Annotated in this window: 16 protein-coding genes; 10 read left to right on the top strand and 6 right to left on the bottom strand. The window is 74.4% G+C overall.

The genetic code is table 11. The features are described 5' to 3' along the window. Window position 1 precedes the first annotated feature (1 nt). The 8 genes from VR894_RS09840 to VR894_RS09805 all read left to right on the top strand — a co-directional run bounded on the left by VR894_RS09840 (window position 2) and on the right by VR894_RS09805 (window position 13495). Window positions 2-1273, top strand: a complete 1272-nt coding sequence (locus tag VR894_RS09840) for a DUF58 domain-containing protein (RefSeq protein ID WP_324651204.1) — start codon at window positions 2-4, stop codon at window positions 1271-1273. Further along, window positions 1270-3528 (top strand): transglutaminase-like domain-containing protein, encoded by a 2259-nt coding sequence (locus tag VR894_RS09835; RefSeq protein ID WP_324651203.1) that lies wholly within the window; start codon window positions 1270-1272, stop codon window positions 3526-3528. The genes VR894_RS09840 and VR894_RS09835 overlap by 4 nt, the downstream gene beginning before the upstream one ends. Further along, window positions 3528-7943 (top strand): FtsK/SpoIIIE domain-containing protein, encoded by a 4416-nt coding sequence (locus VR894_RS09830; protein WP_324651202.1) that lies wholly within the window; start codon window positions 3528-3530, stop codon window positions 7941-7943. The genes VR894_RS09835 and VR894_RS09830 overlap by 1 nt, the downstream gene beginning before the upstream one ends. A 114-nt stretch (window positions 7944-8057) precedes the next feature. Beyond that, the gene (locus VR894_RS09825; RefSeq protein WP_324651201.1) at window positions 8058-8354 is read left to right on the top strand and encodes a WXG100 family type VII secretion target; all 297 of its coding nucleotides are present in this window, start codon (window positions 8058-8060) and stop codon (window positions 8352-8354) included. A 75-nt stretch (window positions 8355-8429) separates the two neighbouring features. Next, the gene (locus VR894_RS09820; protein ID WP_324651200.1) at window positions 8430-9719 is read left to right on the top strand and encodes an FHA domain-containing protein; all 1290 of its coding nucleotides are present in this window, start codon (window positions 8430-8432) and stop codon (window positions 9717-9719) included. Further along, window positions 9719-11005 (top strand): FHA domain-containing protein, encoded by a 1287-nt coding sequence (locus VR894_RS09815; protein ID WP_324651199.1) that lies wholly within the window; start codon window positions 9719-9721, stop codon window positions 11003-11005. Before VR894_RS09820 ends, VR894_RS09815 begins: the two co-directional genes overlap by 1 nt. A gap of 157 nt (window positions 11006-11162) precedes the next feature. Beyond that, window positions 11163-12920, top strand: coding sequence for a 2-isopropylmalate synthase (gene leuA / locus VR894_RS09810; protein ID WP_324651198.1), 1758 nt, complete (start codon window positions 11163-11165; stop codon window positions 12918-12920). A 2-nt stretch (window positions 12921-12922) separates the two neighbouring features. Then, on the top strand, window positions 12923-13495 hold the full coding sequence (locus tag VR894_RS09805; protein WP_324651197.1) for a hypothetical protein: 573 nt from the start codon (window positions 12923-12925) through the stop codon (window positions 13493-13495). 24 nt (window positions 13496-13519) lie between these two features. Here VR894_RS09805 and VR894_RS09800 read toward each other — a convergent pair whose 3' ends face one another. Both VR894_RS09800 and VR894_RS09795 read right to left on the bottom strand, forming a co-directional pair. Beyond that, complete coding sequence (locus VR894_RS09800) at window positions 13520-13999, bottom strand: GyrI-like domain-containing protein (RefSeq protein ID WP_324651196.1); 480 nt, start codon at window positions 13997-13999, stop codon at window positions 13520-13522. A gap of 17 nt (window positions 14000-14016) precedes the next feature. After that, window positions 14017-14523, bottom strand: coding sequence for a flavodoxin family protein (locus VR894_RS09795; RefSeq protein WP_324651408.1), 507 nt, complete (start codon window positions 14521-14523; stop codon window positions 14017-14019). A gap of 187 nt (window positions 14524-14710) precedes the next feature. Here VR894_RS09795 and recO point away from each other — a divergent pair, with 187 nt between their 5' ends. Both recO and VR894_RS09785 read left to right on the top strand, forming a co-directional pair. Further along, entirely contained in the window at window positions 14711-15442 is a 732-nt protein-coding gene (gene recO, locus VR894_RS09790) for a DNA repair protein RecO (protein WP_324651195.1), read from the top strand. After that, on the top strand, window positions 15439-16215 hold the full coding sequence (locus VR894_RS09785; RefSeq protein WP_324651194.1) for an isoprenyl transferase: 777 nt from the start codon (window positions 15439-15441) through the stop codon (window positions 16213-16215). The genes recO and VR894_RS09785 overlap by 4 nt, the downstream gene beginning before the upstream one ends. A gap of 373 nt (window positions 16216-16588) precedes the next feature. Here the strand turns inward: VR894_RS09785 and VR894_RS09780 are convergent, their stop codons facing one another. Genes VR894_RS09780 through VR894_RS09765 form a run of 4 tightly spaced genes read right to left on the bottom strand, consistent with a single transcriptional unit; the run spans window position 16589 to window position 19182 of the window. Continuing rightward, window positions 16589-17104: a hypothetical protein gene (locus VR894_RS09780; protein WP_324651193.1), complete on the bottom strand. Its 516-nt coding sequence runs from the start codon at window positions 17102-17104 to the stop codon at window positions 16589-16591. Then, window positions 17097-17486, bottom strand: coding sequence for a Fur family transcriptional regulator (locus VR894_RS09775; RefSeq protein ID WP_324651192.1), 390 nt, complete (start codon window positions 17484-17486; stop codon window positions 17097-17099). Before VR894_RS09775 ends, VR894_RS09780 begins: the two co-directional genes overlap by 8 nt. Window positions 17487-17494: 8 nt before the next feature. Next, the gene (locus VR894_RS09770; protein ID WP_324651191.1) at window positions 17495-18403 is read right to left on the bottom strand and encodes a metal ABC transporter permease; all 909 of its coding nucleotides are present in this window, start codon (window positions 18401-18403) and stop codon (window positions 17495-17497) included. After that, the gene (locus tag VR894_RS09765; protein WP_324651190.1) at window positions 18400-19182 is read right to left on the bottom strand and encodes a metal ABC transporter ATP-binding protein; all 783 of its coding nucleotides are present in this window, start codon (window positions 19180-19182) and stop codon (window positions 18400-18402) included. Before VR894_RS09765 ends, VR894_RS09770 begins: the two co-directional genes overlap by 4 nt. Between the last annotated feature and the right edge of the window lie 38 nt (window positions 19183-19220).

Here is a 19220-nt window from a genome sequence, read left to right as displayed (position 1 = left end):
CGTGAGCGAGCCCACCACCACGTCCCGGGCCCGCACCGCGCTCACCGACCGGATGGCGGAGACGAGCGCGCTGCGGACCCTCGTCGACCGCACCCGCGGGCCGCGGGACGGCGTCGGGCGCGCGCTGCGTGCCGTGAGCGTCGCCGGGTGGGTGGTGCTGGCCGCCGGGCTGTTCGCCTGGGTCGCCGGACGACGGCTCGGCTGGCTCGAGCTCGTCGTGCTCGGCGCGGCACTGGTGACGACGTTCGTCGCGGCGCTCGTCTTCACCCTGGGCCGCCACCCCTACGAGGTGGCGCTCAACCTCAGCGACCGTCGCGTCGTCGTCGGGGAGCGTGCGATGGCGGGCGTGACCGTGCGCAACGTCGCCCACCACCCCGTGCTGCCCGCCCGCGTCGAGCTCGCGGTGGGCCGCACGGAGGTCGGCTTCCACCTGCCCGGACTCCCGACCGGCGCGGACCACGAGGAGATCTTCGCGATCCCCACCAGCCGGCGCAGCGTCATCGACGTCGGCCCCGTCCGCACCGTGCGCGGCGACCCGCTGGGCCTCATGCGCCGCGGCGTCGCGTGGGGGGAGTCGCAGGAGCTCTACGTCCACCCGCGCACCGTCCCGCTGACCTCCTCGGCCGCCGGCTTCCTCCACGACCTCGAGGGCCGGCCCACCCGGGACATCACGAGCGCGGACCTGTCCTTCCACGCGCTGCGCGAGTACGTGCCCGGCGACGACCGCCGGTACGTCCACTGGCGCAGCTCCGCCCGGACCGGGACCCTCATGGTCCGCCAGTTCGAGGAGACCCGCCGCTCCCACCTCGTCGTCGGGATGTCGCGCAACGAGAGCGACTACGGCGACGACGACGAGTTCGAGCTCGCCGTGTCCACCCTCGGCTCCCTCGCCCTCCAGGCGATGCGCGAGGACAAGGACCTCACCACCCTCACCAGCCACGAGACGCTGCGCGCCGTGTCCGCCGGGCAGTACCTCGACGTCCTCACCCGCCTGGAGCGCGGCGGCGGGCCGAGCGGGATCGTGAGCATCGCCCACCAGATCAGCCGGGAGGTCGAGCGGGCCTCGATGGTGGTGCTCGTGTGCGGCTCCACCGTCTCCCCGGCGGACCTGCGCACCGCCGGCGCCGTGCTGCCCATCGACGCCCGGGCGTTCGCCGTCCAGGTGGTCGCCGGCGCGGAGACCAGCGTCCACACCGTCGGTGTCGTCACCGTGCTCACCATCGGTGACCTCGACGAGCTGCGCCGCGGCTTCCGGAAGGCGGAGCACCGGTGAGCGGCTTCCTCGCGTTCCTGCGCGCCCGCTGGGTCGACGTCCTCGTCCCCGTCGGGCTCGTCCTGCTCGCCCTCGTCCCGCTCGTCCCGGTCTTCGCCAGCGGGCGGTTCTACGCCGCGGCCGTCGGCGGTGCCGCCCTCGGGGCCCTGGTGGCCGGCCTCGGCGCCTGGCGCCGGTGGACCACCCTCACCGTGCTCGCCGCCACGCTCGTGGCCGCCGTCCTCGGCTCCTCCCTCGGTGCGCCGACGACCGCTCTCGCCGGCGTCGTCCCCACCCCGCAGACCCTCGGCGCCGTCGGGAGCGGAGCGGTGACGTCGTGGAAGCAGGTCGTCACGCTCGCCCCGCCGCTCGGCGCGGGAGGCAACACGCTCACCGCGCCGTTCCTCCTCGCGCTGGTCGCCTCGCTCGTCGCCGTCACGGTCTCCCTGCGCACCCGGCGACCGGCCTGGGCGCTCGTCGCGCCCGCCGTGGTGCTCGCCGTCGCGATCCTCCTCGGCACCGTCCGGGAGGTCCTCGCCCTGCCGCTCGCGCTCGTCGGCGGCCTCGGCGCGCTCGTGTGGGCCGCGTGGCGCACCGGCCGCCTCCAGCGCGGACGCCCCGTCGCCGTGCTCGTCCTCGTCGCGGTCGCCGCGGCCGGGGGCACCGGCGTGGGCCTGCTGGCGCCCGGGGACAACCAGCGCCTCGTCCTGCGAGAGGTCATCGAGCCGCCGCTGGACCCGCACGACTACCCCAGCCCGCTCGCCGGCTTCCGCTCCTACCTCAAGGACCACCGCGAGGACACCGTCCTCACCGTCACCGGCCTGCCCGCCGGCGCCCCGGTCCGGCTCGCCACCATGGACGCCTACGACGGCACGACATGGGCCGTCGCGGGCAGCGAGCACCACAGCGCCGCCGGATCGGGCACGTTCAGCCGGATCGGGGAGCGGGTCGAGGCCTCCGTGCCCGACGACGCCGTCCGTGTCGAGGTCGAGCTCGGGGAGTACTCCGGGGTGTGGCTGCCGAACGTCGGCCGCACCTACGACGTCGAGTTCTCCGGCCCCGACGCCACCGACAAGGAGCGCAACCTCTATTTCAACCGGGCCTCCGCCACCGGCATCGTCACGACGGGCCTGGGGGAGGGGGACTCCTACTCCCTGCTCGCCACGGCTCCCGTCGACCCCCCGGTGAGCGCGCTCGAGGGCGCGCCGCTCGCGCGGATCGGCCAGCCCGAGCTGTCCGGGGTGCCGGACATGGTCGTCGCCGAGGCCTCGGCGATGGTCGCGTCCGCCGACACCCCACTGGCCCGCACCCAGGCGCTGGTGAGCACGTTGCAGGAGGGCTACTTCTCCCACGGTCTCGAGGGGGACGCGCCCTCCCTGGCCGGCCACGGTGCCGCCCGGCTCGCGCAGATGGTCACCGAGGACCTCATGATCGGTGACGCCGAGCAGTACTCGGCGCTCATGGGCCTCCTCGCCCGCGCGGTGGGGCTGCCGACCCGCGTCGTCATGGGCTTCGTGCCGGAGGCGGGCACCGGTCCCGGACCTGTCGAGATCACCGGCGGCGACGTCACCGCCTGGGTCGAGGTCGCGTTCGAGGACCACGGCTGGGTCCCGTTCCACCCGACCCCCGACGAGGACCGCATCCCCCAGGTCGAGGAGCCCGAGCCGCAGGACCGCCCCCAGCCCCAGGTCCTCCAGCCGCCTCCGCCCGCGCAGGAGCCGCCCGACGCACCCCCGATGGACCGCGACGACGTCGACGCCGACGAGGAGGACGTCCCCGAGGAGGAGGGCCCCAGCTACACGCTGCTCATCGCGCTCGCGGTCGGCGTACCGCTGCTGCTCGTCCTCGGGCCGATCCTCCTCATCGTGCTGCTCAAGGTGCTGCGACGCCGGCGCCGCCGGCGCCGCGGCAGCGGCTCCGGTCGCGTCGCCGGCGGCTGGGCCGAGGTCCTGGACCGGGTGCGCGACCTCGGGGTGCCCGTCACCGCGACCGCGACCCGCGACGAGCAGGCCCGCGAGCTGGTGGCGAGCCTGGCCGAGGGACGCAGCACCCGCCGTCGGCGCCCTCGCCCCGTCGACGTCGCCGGCCTGGACGCCACCGCGCTCGCCCGGCACGCCGACGCCGGGGTCTTCGGCCCCGTGCTGCCCGACGAGAGTGCCGTCACCGGCTACTGGGACCACGTCGAGTCCACCGAGGGCCGGCTGCGTCGGGTCGTGGGACGGCGCCGGTGGCTACGCTCCCGGGTCTCGGTCACCTCACTGCGAAAGGGCCGCTGATGCGGATCAAGCTCACGCTGCTGCGTACCGCCGGGGACCCCGCCGACCTCGCGGTCACCGTCGACGGCACCGCGTCCGTCGGCGACCTCGCCCGTGCGCTCGCGGAGTCCGACCCCGTGCCCACGCTCCTGTCCCCGCAGGAGGTCCGCGAGCTCACCCTGCGCGTGCACGGGACGCCCGGCACCGAGGACCGCTCGACCCGGCTGCTGCTGCCCGAGGACGCGGCCGCCGAGCAGGTGCGCTCCGGCGCGGTCGTCTCCCTCGCGCAGGCCGCCGGCCGCTACGCCACCGCCGAGGAGCAGCCGGCCGCCGCCCGGCTCACCGTCACCGAGGGGCCCGACGCGGACCTGGAGGTGACCCTGCCGGAGGGCACCTCGATCATCGGCCGCGGCAAGGGCTGCGACGTGCGGCTCTGGGACCCGACGGTGTCCAAGGAGCACGCCCGCCTGGCCGTCACCGACATCATCGAGATCGTCGACCTGCGCAGCGCCAACGGCCTGCTCATGGGCGACGGGCTCGTCCAGCGCGCCGCCCTGCTCCCGCAGGACACGGTGACCCTCGGGGACACGACGATCCAGGTCTCCCGGATCGCCGCGAGCCGCCACGCCGCGCCCGGTGCCGCGCACGTCGAGTTCAACCGCTCCCCGCGGCTGGCGCCGGTCTACGAGGGGGAGGAGCGGGAGGCCCCCAAGCCGCCGGAGCCGCCCAAGCCGGCGAAGTTCCCCGTCGTCATGCTCATCGTCCCGCTGCTCATGGCACCGGTGTTCCTGCTCGTCGGGCGCGGTCTGCTCGGCATGGTGTTCATGGCGATGATGCCGCTCATGGTGGTCGGCAACTACATCGACAAGAAGGTCACCGGCCGGCGCGAGTACCGCGCCGCCATCGAGCAGTTCGGGGCGTCGGTCGGCCTCATGCGCACCGAGCTGGAGACCGAGCGCGAGCGTGAGCGGATGACCCGGCTCGGCGAGTCGCCCGCCGTGCAGGACATCCGCTCCTCCGCGCTCGCGCTCGAGCCGCTGCTGTGGACCCGCCGCCCAGAGCACGACGCGTTCCTCGACCTGCGCCTGGGGCTGGGTACGCTGCCCTCACGCAACACCGTCAAGCTCCCGGGACGCAACGACGCCATCCCGGAGCACTGGGAGATGGTCGACGCGCTGCGCACGGACTTCCGTGACGTCGACGGCGTCCCCGCCACCGTGCAGCTGCGGGAGTGCGGTGCCCTCGGCCTCGCCGGGCCGCGCGCCGTGCTCGACGACGCGGCCCGGGCCGCCGTCTCCCAGCTCGTCACGCTCCACTCACCGGCCGAGCTCGTCCTCACCGTCGCCACCTCCGCGGCCTCGGCCGCCCGGTGGGACTGGACCAAGTGGCTGCCGCACGTCGGGTCGGTGCACTCGCCGCTGGACGGCGCCCACATCGGCTCCAACCAGGCGGGGGTCATTCAGCTCGTCGGCAGGCTCGAGGGGCTGCTCGACGCCCGCCGCCGCCAGACCCGCGTCGGGGGCCAGCTGTCCCTGCCCACCGTCGTCCTCCTCGTCGAGGACGACGCCCCGATCGAGCGGGGCCGGCTCGTGCGGATCGCCGAGGAGGGGCCGGCCGTGGGGATCCACGTCGTGTGGTGCGCCGCCGCGCAGGAACGGCTGCCCGCCGTGTGCCGCACCTTCCTCACCGTCTCGACGACGACGGACGGTGCGACCGCCGGCTACGTGCGCTCCGGTGCCGCCGTCCGGCCGCTCGTGTGCGACACGGTGAGCGAGGACCAGGCCGTGGCCATGGCCAAGCACCTGGCCGCCGTCGTCGACGCCGGCGCACCCGTCGACGACGCCTCCGACCTGCCCGCCCGGGTGTCCTACCTCGGTCTCGTCGGCCCGGAGACCGCCGAGGGACCGGCGGCGACCCTCGAGCGGTGGCGGGAGAACGGCTCGCTCGTCCCGCGTGACGGCACCCCGCCGCAGCGCCGCCGGCACGACGCCAACCTGCGCGCCCTCATCGGGCAGGCCGCCACCGAGCCCTTCACCCTCGACCTGCGCACCCAGGGACCGCACGCCCTCGTCGGCGGCACGACCGGTGCGGGGAAGTCGGAGTTCCTCCAGTCCTGGGTGCTCGGCATGGCCGCGGCGCACAGCCCGGACCGGGTGACCTTCCTGTTCATCGACTACAAGGGCGGCTCGGCCTTCGCCGACTGCGTCGACCTGCCCCACACCGTCGGGCTCGTCACCGACCTCTCCCCGCACCTCGTGCGCCGCGCGCTCACCTCGCTGCGCGCCGAGCTGCACCACCGTGAGCACCTGCTCAACCGCAAGGGCGCCAAGGACCTCATCTCCCTCGAGCGCACGGGTGACCCGGAGTGCCCGCCGAGCCTCATCATCATCGTCGACGAGTTCGCCGCGCTCGCCACCGAGGTCCCCGAGTTCGTCGACGGCGTCGTCGACGTCGCCCAGCGCGGGCGGTCCCTCGGCCTGCACCTCGTGCTCGCCACGCAGCGGCCCGCCGGTGTCATCAAGGACAACCTGCGCGCGAACACCAACCTGCGGGTGGCGCTGCGGATGAACGACGAGTCCGACTCCACCGACGTCCTCGGCCTGCCGCTCGCCGCCGGGTTCGACCCGTCGCTGCCCGGCCGTGGTGCGGCCCGGACCGGGCCCGGGCGCGTGACGATGTTCCAGACCGGCTACGCCGGTGGGCGCTCCACCACGGCGCGACCCAAGCCGCAGGTCGAGGTCGAGACCCTCGCCATGGGGGCCGGCACCCGCTGGGAGCGTCCGGAGCGGCCGGAGGAGGCCGAGCCGAGCCAGGACGAGGGCCCCACCGACATCCGGCGCGTCGTCGACTCCATCCGTGACGCCGCGCGCACCGCGGGGGTGCCCGAGCCGCGCAAGCCGTGGCTGCCCACCCTGGCCACGGTCCAGGACCTGTCGGCGCTCCACCCGCGCACCGACGCCGCGCTGCCGCTCGGCGTCGTCGACGACCCCGCCCGGCAGCGGCAGACCACCACCTACTACCGGCCCGACGTCGACGGCAACATCGCCTTCTACGGCGCCAGCGGATCGGGCAAGTCCACCGCGCTGCGCACGCTGGCGATCGCCGCCGGGGTCACGCCCAAGGGTGGGCCGGTCCAGGTCTACGGGATGGACTTCTCCTCCGGGGGCCTGGCAGCCCTCGAGGGTCTGCCGCACGTCGGCGCGATCATCGACGGTGACGACGCCGAGCGGATCCAGCGGCTGCTGCGCCAGCTGCGGGACACCGTCGAGGAGCGCTCCGCGCGCTACGCCGCGGCGCGCGCCAGCACCATCGAGGAGTACCGGGAGATCGCCGGCCGGCCCGACGAGCCCCGCATCCTGCTGCTCATCGACGGCTACGCCGGCTTCCGGAGCGAGTGGGAGTCGGTCGGCTCGCGGATGCCCTTCTACCAGCTGTTCCTCCAGCTCCTGGTCGACGGCCGCGGCTCCGGCGTGCACGTGGCCGTCACCGCGGACCGTGCCGGCGCGATCCCGTCCTCCGTCGCGGGAAGCCTCTCGCGCAAGGTCGTCATGCGGCAGGTCGACGTCAACGCCTACGCGATGCTCGGTGCCCCCAAGGACGTGCTCGACGAGTCCTCCCCGCCCGGACGCGCGATCGCCGGTGGCCTGGAGATGCAGGTGGCCGTCCTCGGCGGGTCCCCGAACCTCGCCGAGCAGGTCCGCGCCATCGAGAAGCTCGCCGGGACGCTGCGCCGTGCGGGTGTGCCCGACGCCCCGGCGGTGCGCCGCCTGCCGGAGATCGTCCCCGCGGACACGATGCCGCGGGACCTCGCCGGCTACCCGGTCGTCGGGGTCGCCGACGACACGCTCGAGCCGGTCGGCATCGAGGCGCTGGGGACGTTCCTGCTGGCCGGGCCGCCACAGTCCGGCCGCACGAACGCGCTGCACTGGCTCGTCACCTCGATCCAGCGCGCCCATCCGGAGGCCCGTTTCCTGTACTTCGGGGCCCGGCGCTCGGCGCTGCGCGGCCTGGACCTGTGGGACCACGCGGCGACGGGGACGGCCGAGGTGGCCGAGCTGGCCAAGGCGGTGGTCAAGGACCTCGTCGAGCCGCCACCGGAGGGGCAGGTGGGCGCCGTCGTCGTCATCGAGTCCCTCGCCGACTTCCTCACCTCTCCCGCCGACGCCCCGCTCGTCGAGGTCATCAAGACCGTCAAGCGCAACGAGCACCTCGTCATCGGGGAGGGTGACACGAGCACGTGGGGCGCCTCGTGGCCGCTCGTCTCGGAGATCCGCAACGGGCGCCGCGGGCTGGCGCTGCAGCCGGACCAGATCGAGGGGGACACCCTGTTCCGCACCTCGTTCCCGCGCGTCCAGCGCAAGGAGTTCCCCGTCGGCCGCGGCATGCTGGTCGACAAGGCCAAGGTCCGCCGGGTCCAGCTGCCGATCCTCGGCTGACCGGGGAGTTCTCCCCATGGCGCAGGGGCGACAACGGGGGCCCGGAGCCAGTAGACATGTCCTGTGAGACCTCGCCGGTGGGCGGCGGGGCACCGACGCGAAGGAGAGTTCTCCGTGGCCAACATCAACGTCACCTACGAAGAGATGCGCAACGCCGCCACCTACCTGGTGGCCGGCAAGGACGAGGTCCAGACCAAGCTCGCCGAGCTCAAGTCCTACATCGAGAACCTGGTGGGCTCCGGCTTCGTCACCGACCAGGCCTCGGGTGCGTTCAACGAGACCTACACCGACTTCACCACCAACGCCACCGAGGTCATCGAGAACCTCACCAACCTCGGGAACTACCTCACCGGCGCCGCCGACCAGATGCAGGCGACCGACGAGGCTCTCGCCGCTCAGGCGCGCGGCTGACCCACAACGTCTCCGCCGGGTACGGGCCACGGGTCCGTGCCCGGCGGTGTGCGTTCCGGATGAGAGGACGGACGCGTGCGTGACGCGCGGTTGGTGCCGAGGGCGGCGCTGCCCTACCTGGTGGTCCCCGCCCACACCCAGCACGCGGAGCTCGCCCCGCTCCGCCGCGAGGCGCTCGACGTGCTGGCCGCCGGCTACCGCTCCACGCGCCGGACCCTGCTCGGGGTGCTCGCCTGGGCCGCTGTCGCCGGGGGAGCGACGCTGCTCGCCACGCTCCCGTGGCTCGGCGCGGCCACGGGCCCGACGGTGGCGCTCGCCGTCCTCGGCGCCGTGCTGCTCGCCGCAGGGCTGACCCTGGCGGTGGGCGTCGTGCGCTCGGGACGCCGGATCACGGGTGCGGCGGCCGCGTGGCTCCGGGTGCCGGCCGGCGACACCGACCATGACGCCGCCGGGCTGCTCGGGGTGGTCCGCTGGCGCGTGGTGCTGGCTGTCGCGGTCGCCGCCGCGGCGACCGCGCTGGCCCTCACGCTCACCTACCTCCTGGCCCGGACCGGTGGCCTGGGCAGCACCCACCTCGCCGGCACGACGACGGAGTCGGCCCCGGGCACGGCCCCGGCGTTCCTCGTCGCGGCCCTCGCCGCCGCCGCCCTCACCACCGCGGGTGCGGCGCTCGGCACCCTCGGCGGCGTCCGGACGGTGACCGAGGCCGCGTGGACCCGGCCGACGCTCGACGTCGCCGTCCCGCGCACCGTCGCCGGGTCCGTCCCGCCGGCCCCCGCCCCCGGCGCGCCCGTGGCGCGCCCGACGATATCCTCCGCCGCACCCCTCGCCGACCCCGCCGGACACCTCGCCACACCGGCCTCGGTCGCGGGAGCGCCGCGGGGCACCGGGAACGGCGCCGAGGGGCCACCGACCGTCGAGATCGACCTCTCCGGCCTCCGCGCGGCCGACGCCCACGGGTACGTGCGTCCCGGCCCCGACGACGGCTCCGGCCGGCACGGTGGCGCCGCCGAGAGCGGGCTCGTCGAGGTGGTGCTGCCCGACGGCCGCACACTGGCGCAGGGCACGACGCTGCTGGGCCGCCAGCCGCTGCCCCGGCCGGAGGACGTCGTCGACGAGGTCCTCACCCTCACCGACCAGACGGTCACCAAGACCCACGCCGCGGTCACCGTCGAGGGCGCCGACGTCAGCGTCGTCGACCGCGCGTCGACCAACGGTACGATCCTCGAGGCTCCCGACGGGTCGCTGGTCCGCTGCCGACCGTGGCAGGTGACCACCGTGCGGGTTCCCGCGATCATCCACCTGGGTCGCACCCGGCTCCACGTGCGGGCGGCGGCGGCCCGCCGCCCCCTCGAGGTCGCCTGATGCTGCTGACTCCCACCACCGCCCGCCCGTGGCTCGGCCCCGACTCCCGCAACCGGCCGTGGCCCGGCCACGGCGCGATGATGGTCCGCCGCCGGGAGGCGCTGGACGCCCTCTACCCGGCCTTCGGCTCGTGGGCACGGCTCGGCCTCGGGGCGCTGGCCTGGGCGCTGGGCACCGGGGGAGCGGTGCTCGTCGGCCGCGGGGTCGCCGAGGGTGGTGATGGGCCCGCCTCCGCCGTCGGCATCGGCCTGCTGCTCGTCGGTACCGTGCTCGGCGGCGTCATCGTGGCGACGGGGTCGGCGCTGGCCCGCGCGATCGCCGGGTGGTGGACGCTGACGACGGCGGTGCGCGCCGACGGCGGCCGGGTCGACGCGACCCCGAGCGACCCCGACACGCGTCGGCTCCACGACGACGCCGTCGCGCGTGACCGCTCGACCGGCCGGGCGGAGCTCTGGCGCCCGCCCCTGCTTCCCCGGACGCTGGCCGTGCTCCTCCTCGCCGCGGGCGTCGTCGTGCTCGTCGTCCAGGCCGTCCTGGGCTACGGCGAGGCCGCCACCCCGTACGCCGCGGACGACGTGCGCGGTGCGTGGCTGACGCAGGTCGTCGCCGCCGTCGTCTGCCTCCTCACCGCCCTGCTCACCGCCAGCGGCCTGCGGCGCGTGCACCGCGCCCGGATGCACCGGGTCGCGCACGACGAGCCGGCCACGCCGTCGTCGGACGTCGCGGCGCTGACCCCCGCACTGGGCAGCGGCGCGATCGTCGCCGGCGGCACCCTGCCGCCGCCCGGGGCAGTGACCGCGCCGCCGGCCTGGGCCGGCCCACCCTCGGTGGCGCCCACCGAGGCCGCAGCCGAGGCGGCGCCCGCCGGTGCATCCGCTCCGGAGCCCGCCGCGGGGACGTCCGCGGCGCGTCGCGCCCCGGCCGGCCCGCTGGTCCGGCTCTCCGACGGCCGCGAGCTCGGCCCCGGCGTCACCCTCGTCGGCCGGGCGCCGCGGCCACGGCCCGACGAGCGGGTCGACGCCCTCCTCGCGGTGGCCGACGAGCGCGTGTCCAAGACCCACCTCACGGTCCGGGTCGAGGCGGGGCGCGTCGTCGTCGTCGACCGCGGCTCGACCAACGGCACCGTCGCGTACCTGTCCGACGGCACCACCCGGGAGCTGAGCCCCGGGGAGCCGCACGAGCTGGGCGACGGGGACGCCGTCGTCGTCGGGTCGACCACGGTGACCGTGGGGGAGGCGGGGGACGACGTCGAGCACACGGTGCTGCGCCACCCCGCAGGGTCGTGAGACACGCTCGCGACCTGTCCCGGCCCGTGCGCTACAGTCGGAGCGTGCACACACGGACCCTTCTCCTTCTTCGCTGCCGCGACGAGGCCCACTAGCAGCCGGCCCCTCGTCGCGGTGGTCCTCGCGTCCGGCGCACCCGACGAGCGAAGAAGTTGAGATGAAGACCCGCACCCCCAGCAACGACCAGCAGCCCTCGCGGATGCCGATCGGCAAGTACCGCCCCTTCCACGAGGTCAACGGCATCGACCTGCCGGACCGGCAGTGGCCCTCGCGGCGGATCACCCGAGCGCCCCGCTGGCTCTCCACCGACCTGCGCGACGGGAACCAGGCGCTCATCGAGCCGATGGACCCGGCCCGCAAGCGCCGCATGTTCGACCTCCTCGTCCGGATGGGCTACAAGGAGATCGAGGTCGGGTTCCCAGCAGCCAGCCAGACCGACTTCGACTTCGTCCGCTCGATCGTCGAGGACGGCGCCATCCCCGACGACGTCACCATCTCGGTGCTCACCCAGGCCCGCAGCGAGCTCATCGAGCGGACGGTGAGCTCCCTCGTCGGTGCGCACCGCGCCACCGTGCACCTGTACAACGCGACCGCGCCGGTCTTCCGCGACATCGTCTTCCGCAACGACCGCGAGGCCACCAGGGAGCTGGCCGTCGCCGGGACGCGTGACGTCATGGCCTTCGCGGAGAAAATCCTCGACCCGGAGACGGTCTTCTCCTACGAGTACTCCCCGGAGATCTTCATCGACACGGAGATCGAGTACGCCCTGGAGGTGTGCGAGGCGGTCATGGACGTGTGGCAGCCCGACGGCGGGCGGGAGATCGTGCTCAACCTCCCCGCCACCGTCGAGCGCGCCACCCCCAACGTCTACGCCGACCAGATCGAGTGGATGAGCCGCAACCTCTCGCGGCGGGAGTTCGTCGCGCTGTCGGTCCACCCGCACAACGACCGCGGCACCGCCGTCGCCTCCGCCGAGCTGGCGGTCATGGCCGGTGCGGACCGCGTCGAGGGCTGCCTGTTCGGCCAGGGCGAGCGGACGGGCAACGTCGACCTCGTCACGCTGGGCATGAACCTGTTCAGCCAGGGCATCGACCCGCAGATCGACTTCTCCGACATCGACGGGATCCGGCGCACCGTCGAGCAGTGCACCCAGATGGACGTCCACCCGCGCCACCCCTACGGCGGGGACCTCGTCTACACCGCCTTCTCCGGCTCCCACCAGGACGCCATCAAGAAGGGCTTCACCGCGCGCGACGAGCGCGTCGCACAGGCCGGCGGCGACCCCACCGCAGTGCCGTGGGACGTGCCCTACCTGCCCGTCGACCCCGTGGACGTCGGCCGCTCCTACGAAGCCGTCGTGCGGGTCAACTCCCAGTCCGGCAAGGGCGGGGTGGCCTACCTGCTGGCCAGCACCCGCGCGCTCGACCTGCCCCGCCGGCTGCAGATCGAGTTCTCCGGAGTGGTCCAGAAGGTCACCGACGCCTACGGCGGGGAGATCAGCGCGGAGCGCCTGTGGGACATCTTCTGCGACGAGTACCTGCCGGCTCCGGCGGGCTCCGGTCTCGCGCCGTGGGGGCGGTTCACGCTGCGCGGCACGACGCTCACCTCCGGCGGTGACGGCGAGGGCGCCACGCTGACCGTCACGTTCGTCGAGGACGGCACGGAGAAGGTGCTCGCCGCCGCCGGCAACGGGCCGGTCGACGCCTTCACGAACGCCCTCGCCGAGCTCGGGGTGGAGGTCGACGTCCTGGACTACGCCGAGCACGCGCTGTCGACCGGTGGGGACGCGACGGCCGCGGCCTACGTCGAGTGCGAGGTGGCCGGGCAGGTGCTGTGGGGCGTCGGGATCGACCCGTCCATCACGACGGCGTCCTTCCAGGCCATCGTCTCCGCCGTCAACCGGGCGGTCCGCTAGCGGTGAGCGCCCCGGCGACCTGGCGGATGGACCTGCCCGAGGGGTGGGTCGCCTGGGAGCCGGGGACCTCCGACGCGGCGTCCCTCGCCGCCGACGCGACGACGACGGCGCGTGCCGCCGCGGCCCTGCGTCGCCGCATCCGCGTGGTCGAGAAGGAGACCACGCTGCTGCCCGGGGACGTCCGCCACGTCGGGGTGCGGATGACCGAGCCGCGGAGCGGGCAGGTGAGCGCAGGTCTGTACCTCACGCAGTGGCCGCGCCCGGTGACCGACGGCAAGCAGCTCACTGCCCGCCGTCACCTCGACGCGCTCCGGGCCGCGGAGCCGGCCCCGCACCGGGTCCACCGGCACCGCGAGGTGTCCGTGGAGCAGGTCCCGGCGGGCCAGCTCGTGCTGCGCAACGAGGTCTGGCGGCCGCAGCGGAAGCTGGGCTGGGTGGTCGAGCTGGAAGCGACGATCTTCCCGAGCCGGACGGACACGATGTTCGAGCTGACGGTTCGCTCCCGTCACCTCGACCTCCAGCCGCAGCTCATGGCCGAGCTCAGCCTCATGGCCCACGGCTTCCGGCTTGCGTGACCCTGTCCCGGGGTCGCGGACCGCTCAGCCGGCCTCCACCTCGGGCGGGGCGACCGGCCAGATGACGCGGGTGCGCCACGTCTCGGGGTCCGGGTCGGACTGGGGCCCGGCCTCGTAGAGCTCCCAGCTCTCGTCCTGCACCCGCACGTGGTGCTCCTCCGTCCAGCGCTCGATCTCCCGGTAGGTCTCGCGGAGCGCCTCGTAGCGGCCCCGGTGGGTGGCCTCGACGGCCCGTGCGGCCGGGAGCGTGCCGGTCACCAGGTCCCCTCCGCCGCTCCAGGGCTCGGTGAGCGGGAAGCCGGCCTCGACGTCGACGACGTCGGTGGGCTCGCCGCGGTAGCGCGCGAACGGCGCACCACCGATGTGGGCGCCGGCACGCTCGACCTCGGCGGCCACCGCGTCGAACACCTCCGCGAGGAAGGCGGGCAGCTCCGCCATCGGCACCCGGCGGCGCACGCCGGCGGTGGGTCGTTCCTCGACGTCGATGAGCGAGATCTCGGTCATGGTTCCTCCTGGGTGTCTCAGCCGTGGGCGTACTGGGGGAGCAGGCCGGCGAGCTCGGCGCCCCACGCGCGGGCACGGTCGAGCTCACCGGGCAGCAGCGGCCCCTCCGCGTCCTGGACGTAGAAGCTCTCCGGGGCCGCGACGAGGCGGGCTCCGAGGCGCTGCAGCACCTTCGCGGCCTTGCGACCCGCGTGGCCCGGCAGGTTGGGGCGACGGACGTGGGTGTCGAACGCGGCGGCGCGCACGTCGAGCGCCTGCGAGTCGGCGAGCCACTCGCGGATGCCCCGGTCGACCACCAGGCCGCCCCGCTTCGCGGCGTCCTCCCGCGTGCTGGGGCGACTCATGCCCAGCGCGTGCGTGGGGCCGCCGACGACGAGCAGCTCGACGTCGAGCTCGTGGGGCAGTGGTGCGGAGCCGACGTCGAGGAGCTCGACCTCGAGTCCGCGTCGCATCCCGTCCGCCACGGCTTCCGCGACGGCCCTGGTGTTCCCCAGTTCCGACTCGTACACGACGGCGGCATCCATCGTGCTCACCTCCTTGCGAGCCGAGCAGGCGCTGTGCCTTCCTCGACGGTAGCGCCCCGACGGGCCGGGGAGAAGGGGCTTTCGTCCTCGGCCGCGCGCTGCGTCGCACCGCGCCTACCGGCACCTCGCGGCCGCTGCCCGGCGAGCCGGTTCGCCGTCGTCTCCCGACCCGCGCGACAATGGGCCGGTGAAGCTCTACCGGGACGAGGCCGTGGTGCTGCGCACCCACAAGCTCGGTGAGGCAGACCGGATCATCACGCTGCTCACCCGTCGCTACGGGCGGGTGCGCGCGGTGGCCAAGGGCGTGCGCCGCACGAGCTCGAAGTTCGGGGCGCGGCTGGAGCCGTTCTCCCTCGTCGACGTCCAGCTCCACCTCGGCCGCAGCCTCGACATCATCACCCAGGTGGAGAGCCAGGCCGCGTACGGCCGCTCCCTGGGGTCGGACTACTCGCTCTACACGACCGCCACCGTCATGGTGGAGACGGCCGAGCGGCTGACCGAGGTGGAGGACGAGCCGGCACCGCAGCAGTTCCTCCTGCTCGTCGGCGCACTCCACTCCCTGGCCACCCGCCGCCACCCGGCGAGCCTCGTGCTCGACTCCTACCTGCTGCGGGCGCTGGCCGTCGCGGGCTGGGCGCCGAGCTTCGAGGACTGCGCCCAGTGCGGCACGGCCGGACCGCACCACGCCTTCCACGTCGCCCAGGGCGGGGCGATGTGCGACCGGTGCCGACCACCCGGCTCCTCGGCGCCGGCCCCCCAGACCCTCGAGCTGCTCGGTGCCCTCCTGTCCGGTGACTGGCCGGCAGCCGAGGCCTCGACCCAGCGCGAGCGCGACGAGGCCTCCGGGCTGGTGGCGGCCCACCTGCAGTACCACCTCGAGCGGCAGCTGCGGTCGATGCGTCACGTGGAGCGCGTGTGAGCCCGGTCCCGCCGCCCCCGCACCCCTCCGGTGCCCGCGCGCCCCGGATCGACGCGCGGTTCGTGCCCAAGCACGTCGCCATCGTCATGGACGGGAACGGCCGCTGGGCCAACGCCCGTGGCCTGCCCCGCGTGGAGGGGCACAAGGCGGGGGAGGCGAGCCTGCTCGACGTCGTCGCCGGTGCCATCGAGATCGGCGTCACGCACGTCTCGGCCTACGCGTTCTCCACCGAGAACTGGAAGCGGTCCCCGGAGGAGGTGCGCTTCCTCATGGGCTTCAACCGTGACGTGCTGCGCCGCCGCCGGGACGTGATGAACGAGTGGGGGGTGCGGGTGCGCTGGGCCGGGCGCCGCCCGCGGCTGTGGAAGTCGGTCATCTCCGAGCTCGAGGAGGCCGAGCGCCTCACCCGCGACAACGACGTGTGCACGTTGACGATGTGCGTGAACTACGGCGGGCGGGCCGAGATAGCCGACGCCGCCCGTGCCCTCGCCCGCGAGGTCGCAGCCGGGCGGCTCGACCCGGAGAAGGTCTCCGAGCGGACCATCGCCCGGTACCTCGACGAGCCCGAGCTGCCGGACGTCGACCTCTTCCTGCGGACCTCCGGCGAGCAACGGATCTCCAACTTCATGCTCTGGCAGTCCGCCTACGCGGAGATGGTGTTCCTCGAGGAGCACTGGCCCGACGTCGACCGCCGCAGCCTGTGGCGCGCTGTCGAGATCTACGCCTCCCGCGACCGCCGCTACGGCGGCGCCGTCGACGCAGCAGCCCCCTAGCCCCCCAACCCCACCCCCCATTTCGCGCCGAGAGCGGAGTTGTTACGCCCCGCCGCGCCCCCCACGCGTCGAGAGCGGAGTTGTTGCACCCCGCCGTGTCCCCCTTCGCGTCGAGAGCGGAGTTGTTGCGCCCCGCCGGCGATACCGCCGCGTCCCGCTTCCGGCCGGGAGCGGGTTGTCGTTCCGCCGTCTGCTGTCTGCAACAACCCTGCTCTCGGCGAAAGGGGGAGTTACGGTGGCGCGCCCGGTTGCAACAACCCTGCTCTCGACGAAAGGGGGGAGTCACGGTGGCGCGCCCGGTTGCAACAACCCCGCTCTCGGCGAATGGGAGGGGGCGCGGCGGCGCGCGGCCGCCCCGCGAGGGAGGCCGGGGTTACGGCAGGACGTCCTCGTCGGCCTGCTGGGCGCGGCGTCGGCGCAGCACGACGGCGGCGACGATCCCTGCAGTCAGGGCGACGAGCGTGGCGATGCCCCACGGTGAGCCGGCTGCGGCTGCCAGCGCCGCGTTCCACACCGCGAACCCGACGGTCGAGTAGATCGCGGCCCAGGCAACCGCTCCGGGAACCTGCGCGAGGGTGAAGCGGACCCACCCGATCTGCAGGATCCCGGCTCCCGCCATCACCATGCTCTGGAAGCCGACGGTGAGGTAGGCGAGGGGCACGATGACCAGGCCCCACCGCCGGATCGCGTCCACGCCGCGCTGGGCGCCGTCGCCGTTGAGCGCCCGGTGCGCACGCAGCCGCCACCCGCCTGTCGGGTGGGTGCGTCGTAGCGTCTGCACGGTGGCGATCCGGCCGAGCCAGTAGATGCCCTGCCCGCGCACCATCGCGCCGAAGAGGAGGAAGGCGAAGACCAGCCAGAAGGGCCAGCCGGTGAGGAACTCAGGCACGGTCGTCCGAGCGTGAGCACTCCGCGCACACGCCGAACAGGTCCAGGGTGTGCTCGATGGCCGTGAACCCGTGCGTGGCGGCCATCTCCTCGGCCCAGGTCTCGACCCCGCCGCCGCTGATCTCCACGGTCGTGCCGCACCGGCGGCACACGAGGTGGTGGTGGTGCTTGACGCTCTCGCAGCGGCGGTAGAGGGTCTCGCCGTCGTCCGCGCGGAGCACGTCGACCTCACCGGACTCGACCAGCGCCTGGAGAGTGCGGTACACCGTGGCCAGCCCGACGGTGTCGCCGGCGGCGCGGAGCGACTCGTGGAGCTGCTGAGCGCTGCGGAAGTCGTCGGTGCGCTCGAGCAGGTCGCTGACCGCGGCGCGCTGCCGCGTCATCCGGGGTCTCATGGTGCCTCGCGAACAAGCTCGACGTCGTCCTGGACGTCCGGGTGCGGGTCGGCCGCGGGACGGCGGCGCCCGAGCAGGGGACGTGCCAGCGATACTACGCCGAAGGCCCCGATCGCCAGGACGACGATGGTCGCTCCGGGTGACAGCGGGTGGACGTAGGTGACGGACAGCCCCGCGACGCTCACCGTGACGCCGATGCCCATCGCCAGCGCCATCGTCGCCCGGAAGGAACGGGTGACGAGCTGGGCGGTGGCCACGGGCACGATCATCAGGGCCGAGACGAGCAGGACCCCGACGACGCGCATCGCCACGGAGACCGTCAGCGCGGCCACGACGGCGACGACGACGTTGAGCAGCCGCACCGGCAGCCCGCTGGCCCGGGCGAACTCCTCGTCGTGGGACAGGGCGAACAGGGCGGGCCGCAGTCCCACACCGACCGTGAGGATGGCGACCGCCAGGGCGATGGTCAGCCACAGGTCGGTGAGCGTCACGGAGGCGATGGACCCGAACAGGTACCCGTTGAGGTTGGCGGTGGTGCCCCCGGCGATGCCGATGAGCAGTACGCCGCCGGCGATCCCGCCGTAGAAGAGGAGCGCGAGGGCGAGGTCGCCGCTCGTGCGGCCCCGCTCCCGGACGACCTCGATGAGGACGGCGCCGACGATCGAGGCGACGACGGCGCCCGGGACGGCGAGCGCGTCGTGCGGCGTCAGGTCCAGTGCCCCACCGACGAGCCAGCCCATCGCGACGCCGGTGAGCGCCATGTGCCCGATGCCGTCCCCGAGCAGAGCCAGCCGCCGCTGGACGAGGTAGGTGCCCATCACGGGGGCGACGAGCCCGACGAGCACGGCCGCGATCAGCGCCCGCTGCATGAGCGGGCTCGCCAGCATGTCGAGGAGCGTGCTCATGAGAGCTCGAGACGCAGCTCGGGGCTGTGCGGGTCGCCCGAGGTCTCGTCGTCGTGCGGGTGGAGGTGCTCGTGGTCCGGGCCGCTGTGATCGGCAGCCGCGCGTGGTGGGGGGCCGTCGTGGACGACGCGCCCGTGGCGCAGCACGACGGCGCGCTCGAGCAGGCCGGCCAGCGAGCCGAGCTCGTGGAGGACGACGAGCACACTGGTGCCCCGCTCACGCAGCCCGGTGAGGGTCGCGGCCAGCGCCTCCTGGGAGTCGCGGTCGATCCCTGCGAGGGGCTCGTCGAGGACGAGCAGGTCCGGGCGGCGCACGAGCGCCCGGGCGATGAGGACTCGCTGCTGCTGCCCACCCGAGAACACGCTGACGGTCTCGCGTGCCCGGTCCGCGAGCCCGACCTCGTCCAGGGCCGAGAGCGCGAGCTCGCGCCACCCGCGCGGCGGCCGCAGCCTGCGGTTGTCGAGCAGCCCCGAGCAGACGACCTCCAGCGCCGTGGCCGGGGTCCCCGAGGCCGCGCCGACGCGCTGCGGGACGTACCCGACCCTGCGCCACTCGACGTGCCGGTGGTCCGCGGCGACGTCCGTGCCGAAGAGCTCGACCCGCCCGGCGCTCACGGGCGCGATGGTGAGGAGGGCCTTGACGAGCGTGGACTTGCCCGAGCCGTTGGCGCCGAGCAGCGCGACCATCTCGCCGTCGCGCACGTCGAGGTCCACGCCCTGGAGGATCCTGGCGTTCCCCAGGGTGACGTGGAGGTCGCGCACGTGCACCGGCTGTGCCATGGGACCGTATGCTGTCACGTCCCGAGGGGCGGTGGTCG

Source organism: Georgenia sp. H159 (genome assembly GCF_035607575.1).
Lineage (GTDB): Bacteria > Actinomycetota > Actinomycetes > Actinomycetales > Actinomycetaceae > Oceanitalea.
The sequence above is the reverse complement of the archived record's forward strand: the minus strand, read 5'-3'. Positions and strand labels throughout refer to the sequence as shown.

Bases quoted from the DNA above. Each gene is read 5' to 3' on its own strand.
- VR894_RS09830 (WP_324651202.1), top strand. From the start codon at position 3,528: ATGCGGATCAAGCTCACGCTGCTGCGTACCGCCGGGGACCCCGCCGAC.
- VR894_RS09800 (WP_324651196.1), bottom strand. From the start codon at position 13,999: ATGACCGAGATCTCGCTCATCGACGTCGAGGAACGACCCACCGCCGGC.
- VR894_RS09815 (WP_324651199.1), top strand. From the start codon at position 9,719: ATGCTGCTGACTCCCACCACCGCCCGCCCGTGGCTCGGCCCCGACTCC.
- VR894_RS09765 (WP_324651190.1), bottom strand. From the start codon at position 19,182: ATGGCACAGCCGGTGCACGTGCGCGACCTCCACGTCACCCTGGGGAAC.
- VR894_RS09795 (WP_324651408.1), bottom strand. From the start codon at position 14,523: ATGGATGCCGCCGTCGTGTACGAGTCGGAACTGGGGAACACCAGGGCC.
- VR894_RS09775 (WP_324651192.1), bottom strand. From the start codon at position 17,486: ATGACGCGGCAGCGCGCCGCGGTCAGCGACCTGCTCGAGCGCACCGAC.
- VR894_RS09770 (WP_324651191.1), bottom strand. From the start codon at position 18,403: ATGAGCACGCTCCTCGACATGCTGGCGAGCCCGCTCATGCAGCGGGCG.
- leuA (WP_324651198.1), top strand. From the start codon at position 11,163: ATGAAGACCCGCACCCCCAGCAACGACCAGCAGCCCTCGCGGATGCCG.